Source organism: Pseudomonas sp. LB3P93 (assembly GCF_054898025.1).
Genome location: NZ_CM142713.1, coordinates 4,993,548 through 5,008,644 on the forward strand (window position 1 = coordinate 4,993,548; position 15,097 = coordinate 5,008,644).

Sequence of the window (15,097 nt, forward strand, 5' to 3'; positions counted from 1 at the left end):
CTCTGCGTCCGCTGTTGGGACGCGGAGCGTCCCGGGCTGCATTCCCACGCAGAGCGTGGGAACGATCAGGTAGAAAAAAGCCCCGCATCTGCGGGGCTTTTTGTGGGTTACGCGCCTACTTTCTTCGCGTTCAGCTTCTTCAGCTCTTCGTCGCGCAATTCACGACGCAGGATCTTGCCGACGTTGGTGGTCGGCAGCGCATCGCGGAATTCCACGGAGCGCGGGACCTTGTAGCCGGTCACGTTCGCACGCATGTGCTCCATCACCTGTTCCTTGGTCAACGTCACGCCTGGTTTGGCAACGATGAAGATCTTGATCGCCTCGCCCGACTTCTCGTCCGGCACACCGATGGCCGCGCATTGCAGCACGCCCGGCAGGGTCGCCAGCACATCTTCGAGTTCGTTCGGGTAAACGTTGAAACCGGAGACCAGGATCATGTCTTTCTTGCGATCGACGATGCGCATGTAGCCGTCAGGCTGGATCACCGCGATGTCACCGGTCTTCAACCAGCCTTCGCTGTCGAGCATTTCATCGGTGGCGTCCTGACGCTGCCAATAGCCCTTCATCACTTGCGGACCTTTCACACACAGTTCGCCGATTTCGCCCAATGGCTGCTCAACACCGGCATCGTCGATGACTTTGCACACGGTCGACGGAACCGGAATACCGATGGTGCCGATCTGAATGTGCTGAATCGGGTTCACGGTGGCCACCGGGCTGGTTTCGGTCATGCCGTAACCTTCGCAGATGGCGCAACCGGTGACCGCTTTCCAACGCTCGGCCGCGGCCAGTTGCAGGGCCATGCCGCCGGACAGGGTGACTTTCAGTGCGGAGAAATCCAGCTTGCGGAAGCCTTCGTTGTTGCACAGCGCCACGAACAAGGTGTTAAGGCCGACAAATCCGCTGAACTTCCACTTCGACAGTTCCTTGACCATCGCCGTCAAATCGCGCGGGTTGCTGATCAGGATGTTGTGGTTGCCGATCAGCATCATCGCCATGCAATGAAAGGTGAAGGCATAGATGTGGTAAAGCGGCAGCGGCGTGATCAGGATCTCGCAGCCTTCGTTGAGGTTGGAGCCCATCAGCGCCTTGCACTGCAGCATGTTCGCGACGAGGTTGCGATGGGTCAGCATCGCGCCCTTGGCCACGCCGGTGGTACCACCGGTGTATTGCAGCACGGCAACGTCGCTGCTGGCCGGATTGGCTTCCGCCACTGGCTGGCCGTGGCCCTTGCTCAGCACGTCGTTGAACTTGATGGCCTTGGGCAAGTGATACGCCGGGACCATCTTCTTCACGTACTTGATGACGCTGTTGACCAGCAGGCGCTTGAGCGGTGGCAGCAGGTCGGCCACTTCGGTGACGATCACGTGCTTGACGCCGGTTTTCGGCACCACGGTCTCGGCCAGATGCGCCATGTTGGCCAGGCAGACCAGGGCTTTGGCACCGGAGTCGTTGAATTGATGTTCCATTTCCCGCGCGGTGTACAGCGGGTTGGTGTTGACCACGATCAGCCCGGCGCGGATGGCACCGAACACAGCGACCGGGTACTGCAACACGTTGGGCAGTTGCACGGCGATTCGATCGCCCGGCTGCAAGTCGGTATGCTGTTGCAGGTAAGCGGCAAAGGCACCGGACAATTCGTACAGTTCACCGTAGGTGATTGTCTTGCCCAGGTTGCTGAATGCCGGTTTGTCGGCGAAGCGCTGGCAGGATTGTTTCAACACTGCCTGAATATTCGGATACTCGTCAGGATTGATCTCGGCAGCAATCCCGGCAGGGTACTTATCCTTCCAAAAGTCTTCGTTCATGGAAGCCCACTCCTCAGCAACGCGAATTCAGCACCGCATTTGATGCGATTATTATTGGTGTGTGTTTGTAGGTGAATCTAGCGCTTTTACAAGCCCGAGAAGTCACAAAGCGCGCCGAGAGTAGCAGCTTTGCCAAGGGTCGACCAGAGCCAAAAGCGGCCTCTATGGTCACAATAGTGACTCAAGAATTACTAGCGGTCATTTTAGAGCAAAAATTCTATACCACCCTGAAAGCCCCGTATTTTGGGGCTTCCCTTAAAAGCATCGCGGGCAAGCCCGCTCCCACAGGTTCCGTGCTGTCCACAAAATTGGTGAACGACGCGAAACCTGTGGGAGCGTGCGGTGCGGCGATCCGACTTGCCCGCGATCCGCGCAAAGCGCGGCCATTCAACGCCTACGCGATATCACGCAGTTCCCGTCGCAGAATTTTCCCGACCGGCGTCATCGGCAACGACTCACGCAGCACAATGTGCTTGGGCACTTTGTACGCCGTGAAGTTTTCCTTGCAGTACGCCTTCAGCTCTTCAAGGCTGACCCCCGCTTCGCGAGCCACCACAAACAACTTCACCGCCTCCCCCGAACGCTCGTCTGGTACGCCGATCACCGCGCAGTTGGCGACTTTCGGGTGAGCCATCACGATGTCTTCGATCTCGTTCGGGTACACGTTGAAACCCGAGACGATGATCATGTCTTTCTTGCGATCAACGATGCGCACGAAACCGTCGGGGTCGATCACCGCGATATCACCGGACTTGAACCAGCCCTCGGCATCCAGCACTTCGGCGGTGGCCTCCGGTTTCTGCCAATAGCCCTTCATGATCTGCGGGCCCTTGATGCAGAGTTCGCCGCGTTCGCCCAAGGCCTGCTCGACGCCTTCATCGTTGATCACTTTCAACGTGGTGCCCGGCACTGGCAGGCCAACCGTGCCGATACGCGATTTCTCGCCGTACGGGTTGGTGCAAGCCACCGGGGAGGTTTCGGTCAGGCCGTAACCTTCGGTGATGCGGCAACCGGTGAGCTGCTCCCAGCGTTCGGCGGTGGCCTTGACCAGCGCGGTGCCGCCGGAGTTGGTGAGTTTGAGGCTGGAGAAATCCAGGGTCTTGAAGTCCGGGTGATCCATCAGCGCGACAAACAGCGTGTTCAGCCCCAGCAGCGCCGAGAACCGCCAGTTCTTCAGCTCCTTGATGAAGCCGCCGATGTCGCGAGGATTGGTGATCAGCACGTTGTGGTTGCCGGTCACCATCATGCACATGCAGTTCGCCGTGAACGCATAGATGTGGTACAGCGGCAGCGGCGCGATCATCACTTCCTGACCTTCGCGCAGCAGTGGCTGACCGTCGCTGCCGAACTGCCCGAGACAGGCCCGCGCCTGCTGCATGTTCGCCACCAGGTTGCCGTGGGTCAGCATCGCGCCCTTGGCCAGGCCGGTGGTGCCGCCGGTGTATTGCAACACCGCGATGTCGTCGAGGCTGACTTTCAGTGGCTTGATGCCCAGGCCCCGGCCCAGACGCAGCGCGCTCTTGAAGGAAATCGCCTGCGGCAAGGAATACGCCGGGACCATTTTCTTGACCTTGCTGACCATGGTGTTGACCAGCCAACCCTTGGCACTGGGCATCAGGTCGCCCATCTTTGCTTCGATCAGGTACTGGATATCGGTGTCGGGCAGCACTTCCTGGACCTTCTGCCCGAACATGTTCAGGTACACCAGCGCCCGGGCGCCGGAGTCCTTGAACTGATGACGCATCTCCCGCGCGGTGTACAGCGGGTTGGTATTGACTACGATCAGCCCGGCGCGCAAGGCACCGAACACGGCAATCGGGTAATGCAGGACGTTGGGCATCTGCACCGCAATGCGATCCCCCGGCACCAGGTCGGTGTGGGCTTGCAGGTAACCGGCGAACGCCAGGCTGTAGCGTTCCAGTTCGGCGTAGGTCAGGGTCACGCCCATGTTGCTGAAGGCGGGGCGATCAGCGAATTTCTTGCAGGAACGCTCGAACACCTCAAGCACCGACTTATAGGCCCCAAGGTCAATATCCAGGGGCACGCCGGCCGGGCGTTTGTCATTCCAGAAATCAGGTTGCATTGTTCTTGTCCTCTTTACCTGAGCCTATCCGGGCCGCTTTTCTGTCACTTTTGAACAAAGCGGGGCTTCACGGACACTAGCAGCTATGGCGAATCAGGCAAATATGCCAACGGGCGTCATTGACCGTGTGAATCTTGCTGCAACGGCGTGGCCTGATCAGACGGCAAGCGCAGGATGCGCTATAAACTGCATCGAGGCTGTTTTCCCACCCGGCAGCCCCATGCAAAGGAATCGCCATGATCCACGACACTTTCTGGCTGACCGCGAGTGACCGCAGCCGCCTCTACGTCAACCAGTGGCTGCCCGATCCGCCTTTAAAAGCCGTGATACTGCTGGCCCATGGCATGGCGGAACACAGTGGTCGCTACGCCCGCCTCGCGGAAAAACTCTGCGAGCAGGGCTACGGCATTTACGCACCGGACCTGCGGGGACATGGCAAAACTGCCGAAAACGGGACACTCGGCCATTTCGCCGACGACGATGGCTGGTGCAAAGTGGTCGGCGACCTGGCCAGCCTCAACCAGCACATCGGCCAGCAACATCCCGGTACACCGATCGTGCTGCTCGGCCACAGCATGGGCAGCTACATCGCCCAGGCCTATCTGCTGCATCACAGCGCCAGCCTGCACGGCGCGGTACTCAGCGGTTCGAACTTCCAGCCGATCGCGCTTTATCGCGCGGCGCGACAAATCGCCCGGCTCGAACGTCTGCGCCAGGGCCCCACAGGTCGAAGTGCGCTGATCGAGTGGTTGTCGTTTGGCTCGTTCAACAAAAAATTCAAACCGGCGCGCACGCGGTTCGACTGGCTCAGTCGTGACCCGACGGAAGTTGATCTGTACGCCAACGACCCGCTCTGCGGCTTTCGTTGCACCAATCAGCTGTGGATCGATTTGCTCGGCGGGTTGCAGCAAATCAGCAAAGCGTCCAATCTCGCTCAGATTGATCCGGGCCTGCCGTTGCTGGTGATTGGCGGTGAATGTGATCCGGTGAGCGAAGGCAAACGTCTGAACGATCTGGCCCATGCGCTGCGCGCGGCCGGCAGCCAGAACCTGCAACTGACTATTTACCCGCAGGCACGGCATGAACTGTTCAACGAGAGCAACCGCGAAGAAGTGATCAATGACGTGCTGAACTGGATCGCCCAGGCGCTGAGCCACCGCCGGCCACACAGATCGGAATAGTTTTTTTGTGGATTTTTTATTTGTCACAGGAATTGAAACAGATGACCCAGGTTACCAACACCCCTTACGAAGCCCTCGAAGTCGGCCAGACCGCCAGCTACAGCAAGACGGTCGAAGAGCGCGACATTCAGTTGTTCGCCGCGATGTCCGGTGATCACAACCCGGTGCACCTGGACGCCGAATTCGCCGCTGGCACCATGTTCAAGGAGCGCATCGCTCACGGCATGTTCAGCGGTGCGCTGATCAGTGCCGCCGTGGCCTGCGAGTTGCCTGGGCCGGGCACTATTTACATCGGTCAGCAGATGAGCTTTCAGAAGCCGGTGAAGATTGGCGACACCCTGACCGTGCGCCTGGAAATCCTGGAGAAACTGCCGAAGTTTCGTGTGCGGATTGCGACGCGGGTGTTTAACCAGCGCGATGAATTGGTGGTGGATGGCGAGGCCGAGATTCTGGCACCCCGCAAGCAGCAGACGGTGACGTTGCCGACTTTGCCGGCGATCAGCATCGGCTGAACTGCGTGATCGTTCCCACGCTCTGCGTGGGAATGCATCCAGTGACGCTCCGCGTCACACAACGGCTGGACGCAGAGCGTCCGGGGCGGCATTCCCACGCGGACGGTTCGACGGTTCGACGCCTCGACGTGGGAACGATCAGCGGTTACCCTCCTGCACCTGCACACTCGCCGTCATCCCCGAACTCAAGTTCATCCCCTCCGGCAACTGATCAATCTTGATTCGTACCGGAATCCGCTGCGCCAGCCTCACCCAGTTAAACGTCGGTTCGACCTCCGCCAACAACTGCCCATCCGGCGTGGTATTGCGATCGGTAATTCCGCGGCTGATGCTTTCCACATGCCCGTCCAGCGCTTCCCCCGCGCTCATCAACCAGACCTTCACCGGATCGCCAACACGAATCCGCGGCAGCTTGGTTTCCTCGAAATATGCCTGCACATAGAAAGTCGAATCATCGATCAACGCCATCACCGGTTGCCCGGCATTCACGTAATTGCCTTGGGCCAGACGCAGGTTGGTGATGTGGCCGCTGCGCGGCGCATGAACCTGGCTGCGGGCGAGATTGAGTTCCGCGACCTTGGCTTCCGCCTGAGCTTCACGCAGTTCACCACGGGCGATGCCGGCGTTGATCTGTGCGTTCTCGCGCAGTTCGGCGCTGATCGCTTGCGGCCCGAGACTGGCGCGGCGACTGGCTTCGCGTTCGCGCAGATTGAGTTGTTGCTGACGGGTCTGCACCACCGCTTGGGCCTTCTCCAGCGCCGCCTCGAAACGATCTCGATCGATGCTCAGCAACAGATCGCCGGCCTTGACCTGCTGGTTATCGAACGCCTTGAGCTCACGCACCCAACCCGAGACGTCCGGGGCGATGACCACCACGTCGGCGCGGATTCGCGCGTCCCGGGTCCAGGGCGTGAGCATGTAGTACTGCCACAAATGGAAGCCGGCAAATATCGCCACCGCCACCAGGCACAGGGTTACCGCGACACGTACGGGGGTACGCATTTTCAACTCCTTATAAAGGTCCGAGGACGACGGTGATCAGGGTCAATACACAGACGTACAAGGCGCAATCAAACAATGCTTCGTGCCAGATCCAGCGGCCGACCGGGGTCAGGCGCAACAGCATGCGCAAGGCTCCGGTGACGAGCAGTGCCAGCAGCACATAAATCAGAAACGGACTGAGCAGCACACCGCCCACCGCCCACTCACGCAAGCCCATGGCTTTGCTCCTGTTGACGACACCAGGCGCGCCAGCTGCTTTGCAATTGCAGCACCGCACCCTGGGCCAGTTTCACCGCATCACTGGGCGGCAACGCGTACAAGGTTTTCAAGAATGCTTCGCTGGGTTGTTCCAGTGCATCGGCGCAGTTGCCCGCCGGGCCTTGCTCGAGGATTTTTTCCAGCTGTTCAAGATAACGCCGTTGAGGCGCACTGACCGGCGCCTGCGCCACTGCAAGACTCAAACGCAGATGCAGCAATTCATCGCCAATGTCGAGACCGAGCAAGCCGTCATCCCAGCGACTGCGCGCCGGTTCTGGCAGTTCCGGATAGTGCCTCGCCAATTGCAACAAGCGGTCGGCCATGCGCCCGCCGAACCAGCTTTCGGCACCGCGCAGGTTGCGTCGGGTCAGGCGTACCAGATCATCGAGCGTCGCCGCCAGCAAGCGGCGGCCATGCCACACCGGGTTACGCAGGATCAGCAAATGAAACGCCAGCACCGCTGCGCCGACACCGACCACCATCGCTTGTGCGCTATTGAAGAACGTGGCGACGTCGAATTTCATCGCGTTCAGCGGCGCGACAAGCACGATGAAGTGCAGACAGAACGAAGTGGCCGTGGCGCCAATCTGCGGCTTGGCCATGCCCAGCGCACCGAGAAACAACGGCACGCCCATGCCCATACACAGCAACGCAAATCCACTCCATTGCGGCAGCAGAATCTGCCCGACGAAGAACGCCGCTGGAATCGCCAGAAAAATCCCCCGCATAAAACTCATGCCAATCTGCGCACCGTTCTCGCGACTGGCAAACAGGCTGCACACCACGCAGGTCAGCACCAACGCTCCCGCTGCGGCGGGCCAGGCTGTCGCCAGCCAGAAGCACGACACCACCAGAAACGCCAAGGCACTGCGCGCGCCGAAAACCAGCGCCAATGACAGGTCGCGGTGCGGTGTCAGGGTACGTGGCGGATCGACCGTTTCGCGGCCCTCCTCCACCGCTTTCAGCGCCGCAGTCGCCGCCATCGCGGTATCGAGCAGCAAAGTGAATCGGGCCAGGCAATAACTCTGCGCGGAGCTGATGAGCGGATCATGGCAAGCATCGAGCAACCTCGGCCGCAACGCTTGCAGGGTCGCGGTATCGCAACCGCTGAGCGCGGCTTGAACCTCGGACATCCAAGGCAACAGTTGCTCGGCTTCCTGTGGTTCCAATTGCTTCCACTGCCGACGCACTGAACGGGCGATACGCAGCAGCATCAACAGCTTCTGACTCAAACCGCTGATGGCGCGTGCGCGTTGCCGACCGAGGCCACCTTCAAACCAGGCATGTTCTCGCTGGGCATCGACAGCGACAATTCGCCCGAGAATTTCCAGCAAGCCTTTACGCGCCTGAGCATCGCCGGCCAGGGTGGCACGCGCAGCATTCATCCCGCTGTTCCAGGCCGCTCGTGCCTGATCCGCCAGTTGCCGCTCAACCCGCATCGGCCAGAGCAACGCGCTGGCGGCCGTAGCGCAAAGGATGCCCAGACAGATTTCCGTACAGCGCGCCACGGCTTGGTCGAACACTGTCAGCGGATGAGCAATCGCTGGCAACGCAATGATCGCCACCGTGTAACCGGCCAGCACAAATGAGTAGGACCAGGCACTGCGCAACAGCGTCGAACTCGCCGTACACAGCCCGAGCCACAACGCCAACGCCAGTAAAAACAGCCAGGGCGTCTGGGCGAACAAGCCCATGAACACGACCGACATGATCGTTCCGACCAGCGTGCCCAGCAATCTCGCCAAACCTTTCTGCACCACCATTCCGGACAGTGGCTGAGCAACGATGAACGCCGTCATCAGCGCCCAGGCAGGTTGCTCCAGACCCCAGCGTAATGCCAGCCACAGTGCCAGGCCGCCGCCGATCAAGGTCTTGATCGCGAACTGCAGCGCGCGGCGGTCTGGCGCGAATAACGCCTGCAAAGTGATCAGCACGAAAAACACTCTTGAATGGACGATTTAACGATAGTCGGGTTCGGCGAGAATCCATCAACAACGCACAGTTTATGTAGCAGCTGTCGAGTGAAACGAGGCTGCGATCTTTTGATCTTGTTTCTTGAAAGCAAATCAAAAGATCGCAGCCTCGTTTCACTCGACAGCTGCTACAAGGGATGATTCAGGATTAACCGCCAGGCATAAAAAAACGCCAGACTGGCTGGCGTTTTTGACAGATTACGAACGCTTAAGAGCGTGCGCGAGCCTGATTACGCAGGGCTTTCACCTGATCGTGATTACGTTGCACGCCGTGGTACTGACGCTCAACCAGGTCACGAATGCCCACCAGGTTGTGCTTGTTGATTTTTTCCATGGCTTCTTTGTAAGCCTTCAGCGCGTGGTCTTCACCGCGTTCGGCTTCGTTCAGCACGGCTTCTTCATCCTTGCCGGTGAACATCGCTTTCACGTCGACCCAACGACGGTGCAGGTCGCCGCTGACGCTGGTGGAAGTTTCCGGATCGCCACCCATCGAACGCACGGCGCTCTGAAGTTCGGCAGCAGCAGTTGCGCAGTCAGCGGAGCGTTGCACGAACAGGGTTTTGAGTTCAGGGTGTTTGATGTCTTCAGCGCAAGTCTTGAACCCTTCCTGACCGTCTTTGCTGGTTTCAATCAGGTCATTGAGTACAGAGATCGCTTCTTTATTCATGTCGGTCATTTTTCAATTCCTTGCGGGTTGATGAAAGATGCAATAGCTATTGCACCCTGCATGCCAGCTTCGAATTGATAATTTATCTGTTATTTTTCAATGCCTTAGTAATAGCGACAAAATCTGTCTCCGCTTTTTTTGCATGATCTGTCAATTGGCCTGCATGCAGAATGCCTGTATTTTCCAGATCGAATGAATTCAGACGACCTATGATGAACCCAGAAAAACTCGAACTGTTGATCACCCGTGAAATGCCCTTCGGCAAATACAAGGGTCGAATCATTGCCGACCTGCCCGGCCAATACCTGAACTGGTTCGCCCGGGAAGGTTTCCCCCATGGCGAATTGGGGGGTTTGTTGGCCCTGATGCAGGAGATCGATCACAACGGTCTGTCCGAACTGCTCGAACCGCTGCGCGCCAAACATGGCAAACCTGCCCCGCGCCACTGAGATTGCCGAAACCGAGTAGCCCATGCCCGATAACACCCGTCGCGCCCGTGATGAACAATTCTGGAAGACCTTCGCCGACCGTTACGCTGTCGAACCCGGGCCCATCAACCTGGAAAACGGTTACTTCGGACGAATGTCGCGCACCGTGGTCGAGGAGTACCAGCGCAATATCGAGCTGATCAACCGCAGTAACTCGGTACACGTGCGCCAGCGTTTCGAACAGGTCGAAAGCCTTGAGATCCGGGCGCAGCTTGCCGGGATGATGGGCGTTCCCGCCGACACCGTGGCCCTCACCCGCAACGCCTCGGACGGTCTGCAATCGCTGATCCGTAATTACAATCGCTTGCAGCCAGGCGATCAGGTGCTGATCTGCGATCTGGAGTACGACACGGTCAAAGGCGCAATGCGTTGGCTGGCCCGGCATCGCGGCGTGGAAGTGATCGAGATCGACCACGCGCATCCCGCAACTTTCGACAGCTTGCTGACCACCTATCGCGACGCCTTCGTGCGTTATCCAAAGCTCAAATTAATGGCCCTGACCCACGTCACCCATCGCACCGGACTGGTCATGCCGGTGCAGGCTATCGCGGCCGCTGCAAAGGAACACGGCATCGACGTGATCCTCGACGGCGCGCATGCCTTGGGCCAGATCGAGTTCAATCTGGATGAACTGGGCGTTTCCTTCGCCGGCTTCAACCTGCACAAGTGGATCGGCGCGCCCCTGACACTGGGCTTCATTTACATCGCCCCTGAGCGCCTGGCCGACATCGACCCGGACATGGGCGAGATGCATTTCCCGGTCACCGATATTCGCGCCCGCACGCCGTACAGCACGCCGAACATCCCGGCGCTGCTGACGCTGCCGCTGGTGTTCGAGGAGCATATCGCCATGGGCGGCGCTGCTGCCAAGAGCACACGGCTCAACTACTTGCGCAACCGGTGGGTCAGCGCGGTTCGCGAGCTGCCGGGGATTGATGTCATGACACCCGATGACCCGCGACTGTATTGCGGCATTACCTCGATGCGCTTTACCCGTCATGCCGATCAACAGGTGATGGTCGAGCGGCTGCTCAGCGACTACAACCTGTTCACCGTGGCCCGCAGCGGCGCCGCGAGCGGGCCATGCATTCGCATTACGCCGGGGCTCACCACAACCGCTGCCAACATGGATCTGCTGGCCCGGGCGCTGACGGAACTGCGCTGACGTCATACCGTGTACTTGTCGAAGTCCTCCGGTTTGATTTGCGTCGAAGCGGCGAACGTGTCGATACCGATGGTGGTGTGGCCGAAAAAGCCATCCTCGTTCGAGTCCCGACCGAGGGTGTGGACCGTTAATGTCGAAGCCTCGCCACCCTGATGCCGGTAGTGAAAGTCTTCATTGTTGATCAGCGGCGAGATGGATCGGCCGCTGTACTCCCGGGCATTGAGCACCGAACGCGAGGCAGGTTCGGGAAAGTACAGCTGACCGACCCAGGCGACATGTCGCTCGTCGAGGAAATTGTTGCCGGACGTGATGCGAACGGCGACGTGGATGTGCAAGGCACGACCGGCATAGAACCCCGGGTAGATGGTGGTAAACCGCACCACACCTTTTTTGTCGGTGAACTGCCCGCCACGCAGATAGGTGTCGTCGTCAGTGCGCGGGACCGAGCCGATGTCACCGACATCGACTTCCTTGTCCGGGTTGATCTTGCTCCAGCCCGAATACGCACCGCGCGCATTGCAATGCCAGATATCGACCAAGGCCCCGGTCACAGGCTGGCCGGTCATGGCATCGACAATCGCCAGTCGCAACACCAAGGGAATGCCGTCGGCGCTTTCGCTGATGTTGCGGCGGATCAGTTTCGGATTGCGGAAATACGGGCCGGCGATTTGCTCGGGAGACAGCAGGTAAACCGGGGGTGGAGGTGCAACTGAGGTGTTGTCGTCCATGACGTTCTCTCTTCCTTAAGATGAACGCAGGTTAACGCTGGTCGAGCGGCGAGATGCGGTAACTATGTATCGCTTGATGTCCCCTGTGGGAGCTAGCCTGCTAGCGATAGCGGCATGACAGACACCCAATTAGTGAATGTCAGACCGTTATCGCCAGCAGGCTAGCTCCCACATTTTTGCGGGCAAAAAAAAACGGTGCACCGACCAAGCGCACCGTAAAGCCGTAGAACACACAACGAAGTGTCGGGTAAAAGCCGATCAGTCCAGCAGCGCCAGTGCCTCGGCGGTGCATTCCTGAATGCGGGCCCAGTCGCCGTTCTTGATCCACTCCGGATCAAGCATCCAGCTACCGCCCACGCACATCACGTTTTTCAACGCCATGTAGCTCTTGATGTTGGCCGGGCTGACGCCGCCAGTCGGGCAGAATTTCACTTCACCGAACGGGCCGCCGAGGGCCTTGATGGCCGCAACGCCACCGCTGACTTCCGCCGGGAACAGCTTGAAGCGGCGATAACCCAGGCCATAGCCTTCCATGATGCCGGACGCGTTGCTGATGCCTGGCAACAGCGGGATCGGGCTGTCGACACTGGCTTCGAGCAGGTCACGGGTAATGCCCGGCGTGACGATGAACTGCGAGCCGGCGGCTTCGGCCGCGGCGAGCATATTGCGATCCAGCACCGTACCGGCGCCGGTCACCAGCTCCGGACGCTGCTCACGCAGAATCTGGATGGCCTTGAGACCGAACTGCGAACGCAGCGTCACTTCCAGGGCTGTCAGGCCACCGGCGGCCAGAGCGTCGGCCAGTGGCAAAACGTCCTGTTCGCGCGCGATGGTGATAACCGGCAGGATCCGCGCCTTGGCGCAGAGGCTGTCGATCAGGGCAACTTTGTCCGCCATGGAAACGGTCGGGGATGGGGTTGTCATAGCGGCTGTTCCTTGGCTCATGGGCACCAGTAAATCTCTAACGTAGGTTGCAGAAACGCGCGAATCGGCATGGCGGCGACATCGTCACCGGCCAATGCGGCACTCAGGGTGGTCAGCTTGGACTGACCGGAAATCGATAGAACGGTGGTCTTGGCCGAGGCCAGTAGCGCGCGACTCATGGTCAGGCGCTGATGCGGCACGGTCGGCGCCAGCATCGGATAGCAACGACGTGTGCCGTCGACTTTCAAGGCGTCAGCCAGGTTTGGGCTGTTGGGGAACAACGAGGCGGTGTGACCGTCATCGCCCATGCCGAGGATCAGCACATCGATCGGCGGCAACTCGGCGAGCAAGCGGTCGGCCTGCTCGGCTGCCAGCTCAAGGTTCGCGGTGGCGCTGTACAGGCTCAGAAACTGAGCCTTGGCCGCCGGGCCTTGCAGCAGATAACGCTTTAGCAGGCCGGCATTGCTGTCGGCGTGCTCGACCGGCACCCAGCGCTCGTCGGCCAGGGTGATGACCACCTTGGACCAGTCCAGTTTCTGCTTGGCCAGGTTCTGGAAAAACGCCACTGGGCTACGGCCACCGGACACCACCAGCGTCGCAGTGCCACGAGCATCGATGGCGTCACTCAGGTGCTTGGCCACATTCAGCGCCAAACCATCGGCCAGCAGCACCGGGCTCTTGAACTCATGGGCGCTGACGCCCTGAGGCAGTTGCAAATTAGATATCGCCATACCACGACCTCCCGTCCCGCGTGATCAGAGCAATGGAGCTCATCGGTCCCCAGGACCCGGCCGCGTACGGCTTGGGCGCATCACCGGATTTTTTCCACCCGGCGATCAACTGGTCACACCACTTCCACGCGGCTTCGATTTCATCTTTACGGACAAACAGGTTCTGATTGCCGCGCATTACTTCCAGCAGTAACCGCTCGTAGGCATCGGGAATCCGTGCGCTGCGATAGGTGTCGGAAAAATTCAGCTGCAACGGACCGCTGCGCAGCTGCATGCCCTTGTCCAGGCCTTGTTCTTTGGTCATCACGCGCAAGGAAATGCCTTCGTCCGGTTGCAGGCGGATAATCAGCTTGTTGCTGATTTGCAGTCGCTGCTCGGGGGCGAAGATGTAGTGCGACGGTTCCTTGAAATGGATGACGATCTGCGACAGTTTCTGCGGCATGCGCTTGCCGGTACGAAGGTAAAACGGCACGCCGGCCCAGCGCCAGTTGCGGATGTCGGCACGTAGGGCGACGAAGGTTTCGGTGTCGCTCTGGGTGTTGGAATTAGGTTCTTCCAGATACCCCGGTACTGATTTTCCTTCGCTGTACCCGGCGATGTACTGGCCGCGCACCACTTGCGTGGTCAGGCCTTCCGGGCTGATCGGCGCCAGGGCCTTGAGCACTTTGACTTTCTCGTCACGGATGCTGTCGGCGGACAGGTCGGCCGGCGGGTCCATGGCAATCAGGCAGAGCAGTTGCAGCAGGTGATTCTGGATCATGTCCCGCAGCTGACCGGCCTTGTCGAAGTAACCCCAGCGGCCTTCGATACCGACCTTCTCGGCCACGGTGATTTCCACGTGGGAGATGTAATTCTGGTTCCACTGGGTTTCGAACAGGCTGTTGGCGAAACGCAGGGCAATCAGGTTCTGGACGGTCTCTTTGCCCAGGTAGTGGTCGATGCGGTAGGTGCGGTTCTCCGGGAAGAACTGCGCCACGGCGTCGTTGACCTTGCGCGAGGATTCCAGGTCCGAACCGATGGGTTTTTCCAGCACGACGCGGGTGTTTTCGGTCAGGCCGACCTTCGCCAGGTTCTCGCAGATCGCACCGTAAACAGCAGCCGGTGTGGCGAAGTAAGCAATCACACGCTGAGCGCTGCCGGCCATTTCGGCCAGGGCGACGTAATCGTCAGCCTTGAGAAAGTCGACATGCAGGTAGCTCAAGCGGGCCAGGAAGCGTTCGACCACAGCTTCGTCCAGCTCTTTGGCACCCACGTAACGGCGCAGTTCGGAGGCGATGAACGCCAGGTGTTCCTGCTCGCTGCCAGGCTCACGGGCCAGCGCGATAATGCGCGTATCCTCGTGCAAGAGGCCTGCGCCATCGAGTTGATAGAGGGCAGGAAACAGTTTGCGCAGGGCCAGATCGCCAAGGGCGCCGAACAAGGCAAAGGTGCACGGTTCAACCGTAATCGAAGGCATGATGTTTGTTCTTTTATCAAGTTAAGCTACAAATACCTTTTTTCAAGGCATCACTCAAGGGAAAATGTAGTAATAACCACAACATTTTCGCAAAATACAGATTCCGAGTGGTGGTCGGTCG

At 59.4% G+C, this 15,097-nt stretch carries 14 protein-coding genes; 4 read left to right on the forward strand and 10 right to left on the reverse strand.

Translation table 11 applies throughout. The annotated features are described in order from the left end of the window. Positions 1–107 precede the first annotated feature (107 nt). Together fadD1 and fadD2 are read right to left on the reverse strand one after the other, a co-directional pair. Positions 108–1,808, reverse strand: a complete 1,701-nt coding sequence (gene fadD1 / locus ACYZT8_RS22725; RefSeq protein WP_461976108.1) for a long-chain-fatty-acid--CoA ligase FadD1 — start codon at positions 1,806–1,808, stop codon at positions 108–110. A gap of 394 nt (positions 1,809–2,202) precedes the next feature. Next, positions 2,203–3,891 (reverse strand): long-chain-fatty-acid--CoA ligase FadD2, encoded by a 1,689-nt coding sequence (fadD2, locus tag ACYZT8_RS22730; protein ID WP_461976110.1) that lies wholly within the window; start codon positions 3,889–3,891, stop codon positions 2,203–2,205. Positions 3,892–4,127: 236 nt separating this feature from the next. Between fadD2 and ACYZT8_RS22735 the strand changes: the two genes are divergently transcribed. Together ACYZT8_RS22735 and ACYZT8_RS22740 are read left to right on the forward strand one after the other, a co-directional pair. Continuing rightward, the gene (locus ACYZT8_RS22735) at positions 4,128–5,072 is read left to right on the forward strand and encodes a lysophospholipase (protein WP_461976112.1); all 945 of its coding nucleotides are present in this window, start codon (positions 4,128–4,130) and stop codon (positions 5,070–5,072) included. Between the two features lie 41 nt (positions 5,073–5,113). Beyond that, positions 5,114–5,584 carry a MaoC family dehydratase gene (locus ACYZT8_RS22740; RefSeq protein ID WP_008151121.1) on the forward strand — a complete coding sequence of 157 codons (471 nt, stop codon included), beginning with the start codon at positions 5,114–5,116 and terminating at the stop codon, positions 5,582–5,584. 138 nt (positions 5,585–5,722) lie between these two features. Here the strand turns inward: ACYZT8_RS22740 and ACYZT8_RS22745 are convergent, their stop codons facing one another. From ACYZT8_RS22745 to ACYZT8_RS22760, 4 genes are all read right to left on the reverse strand, one after another. Further along, entirely contained in the window at positions 5,723–6,586 is an 864-nt protein-coding gene (locus ACYZT8_RS22745; protein WP_461976114.1) for an efflux RND transporter periplasmic adaptor subunit, read from the reverse strand. A 10-nt stretch (positions 6,587–6,596) separates the two neighbouring features. Further along, positions 6,597–6,803 carry a DUF1656 domain-containing protein gene (locus ACYZT8_RS22750; protein ID WP_461976116.1) on the reverse strand — a complete coding sequence of 69 codons (207 nt, stop codon included), beginning with the start codon at positions 6,801–6,803 and terminating at the stop codon, positions 6,597–6,599. After that, positions 6,790–8,778 (reverse strand): FUSC family protein, encoded by a 1,989-nt coding sequence (locus tag ACYZT8_RS22755; protein WP_461976118.1) that lies wholly within the window; start codon positions 8,776–8,778, stop codon positions 6,790–6,792. The genes ACYZT8_RS22750 and ACYZT8_RS22755 overlap by 14 nt, the downstream gene beginning before the upstream one ends. A gap of 247 nt (positions 8,779–9,025) precedes the next feature. Further along, complete coding sequence (locus ACYZT8_RS22760; RefSeq protein ID WP_461976120.1) at positions 9,026–9,493, reverse strand: ferritin-like domain-containing protein; 468 nt, start codon at positions 9,491–9,493, stop codon at positions 9,026–9,028. Between the two features lie 203 nt (positions 9,494–9,696). Here ACYZT8_RS22760 and ACYZT8_RS22765 point away from each other — a divergent pair, with 203 nt between their 5' ends. Both ACYZT8_RS22765 and ACYZT8_RS22770 read left to right on the forward strand, forming a co-directional pair. Then, positions 9,697–9,933, forward strand: coding sequence for a DUF3820 family protein (locus ACYZT8_RS22765; RefSeq protein WP_007949456.1), 237 nt, complete (start codon positions 9,697–9,699; stop codon positions 9,931–9,933). 22 nt (positions 9,934–9,955) lie between these two features. Further along, positions 9,956–11,137, forward strand: a complete 1,182-nt coding sequence (locus tag ACYZT8_RS22770) for an aminotransferase class V-fold PLP-dependent enzyme (RefSeq protein ID WP_461976122.1) — start codon at positions 9,956–9,958, stop codon at positions 11,135–11,137. A gap of 2 nt (positions 11,138–11,139) precedes the next feature. Here ACYZT8_RS22770 and ACYZT8_RS22775 read toward each other — a convergent pair whose 3' ends face one another. The 4 genes from ACYZT8_RS22775 to zwf all read right to left on the reverse strand — a co-directional run bounded on the left by ACYZT8_RS22775 (position 11,140) and on the right by zwf (position 14,976). Then, a complete protein-coding gene (locus ACYZT8_RS22775; RefSeq protein WP_461976124.1) occupies positions 11,140–11,865 on the reverse strand; it encodes an intradiol ring-cleavage dioxygenase in 726 nt (241 codons plus the stop codon). Positions 11,866–12,123: 258 nt separating this feature from the next. Further along, positions 12,124–12,789 carry a bifunctional 4-hydroxy-2-oxoglutarate aldolase/2-dehydro-3-deoxy-phosphogluconate aldolase gene (locus tag ACYZT8_RS22780; protein WP_461976126.1) on the reverse strand — a complete coding sequence of 222 codons (666 nt, stop codon included), beginning with the start codon at positions 12,787–12,789 and terminating at the stop codon, positions 12,124–12,126. A gap of 17 nt (positions 12,790–12,806) precedes the next feature. Then, on the reverse strand, positions 12,807–13,520 hold the full coding sequence (pgl, locus tag ACYZT8_RS22785; protein WP_131059764.1) for a 6-phosphogluconolactonase: 714 nt from the start codon (positions 13,518–13,520) through the stop codon (positions 12,807–12,809). Next, positions 13,507–14,976 (reverse strand): glucose-6-phosphate dehydrogenase, encoded by a 1,470-nt coding sequence (gene zwf / locus ACYZT8_RS22790; protein ID WP_461955355.1) that lies wholly within the window; start codon positions 14,974–14,976, stop codon positions 13,507–13,509. Before zwf ends, pgl begins: the two co-directional genes overlap by 14 nt. Positions 14,977–15,097: the final 121 nt, after the last annotated feature.

Bases quoted from the DNA above. Each gene is read 5' to 3' on its own strand.
- zwf (WP_461955355.1), bottom strand. From the start codon at position 14,976: ATGCCTTCGATTACGGTTGAACCGTGCACCTTTGCCTTGTTCGGCGCC.
- ACYZT8_RS22735 (WP_461976112.1), top strand. From the start codon at position 4,128: ATGATCCACGACACTTTCTGGCTGACCGCGAGTGACCGCAGCCGCCTC.
- ACYZT8_RS22740 (WP_008151121.1), top strand. From the start codon at position 5,114: ATGACCCAGGTTACCAACACCCCTTACGAAGCCCTCGAAGTCGGCCAG.
- ACYZT8_RS22765 (WP_007949456.1), top strand. From the start codon at position 9,697: ATGAACCCAGAAAAACTCGAACTGTTGATCACCCGTGAAATGCCCTTC.
- pgl (WP_131059764.1), bottom strand. From the start codon at position 13,520: ATGGCGATATCTAATTTGCAACTGCCTCAGGGCGTCAGCGCCCATGAG.
- ACYZT8_RS22775 (WP_461976124.1), bottom strand. From the start codon at position 11,865: ATGGACGACAACACCTCAGTTGCACCTCCACCCCCGGTTTACCTGCTG.
- fadD2 (WP_461976110.1), bottom strand. From the start codon at position 3,891: ATGCAACCTGATTTCTGGAATGACAAACGCCCGGCCGGCGTGCCCCTG.
- ACYZT8_RS22750 (WP_461976116.1), bottom strand. From the start codon at position 6,803: ATGGGCTTGCGTGAGTGGGCGGTGGGCGGTGTGCTGCTCAGTCCGTTT.
- ACYZT8_RS22745 (WP_461976114.1), bottom strand. From the start codon at position 6,586: ATGCGTACCCCCGTACGTGTCGCGGTAACCCTGTGCCTGGTGGCGGTG.
- fadD1 (WP_461976108.1), bottom strand. From the start codon at position 1,808: ATGAACGAAGACTTTTGGAAGGATAAGTACCCTGCCGGGATTGCTGCC.
- ACYZT8_RS22760 (WP_461976120.1), bottom strand. From the start codon at position 9,493: ATGACCGACATGAATAAAGAAGCGATCTCTGTACTCAATGACCTGATT.
- ACYZT8_RS22770 (WP_461976122.1), top strand. From the start codon at position 9,956: ATGCCCGATAACACCCGTCGCGCCCGTGATGAACAATTCTGGAAGACC.
- ACYZT8_RS22780 (WP_461976126.1), bottom strand. From the start codon at position 12,789: ATGACAACCCCATCCCCGACCGTTTCCATGGCGGACAAAGTTGCCCTG.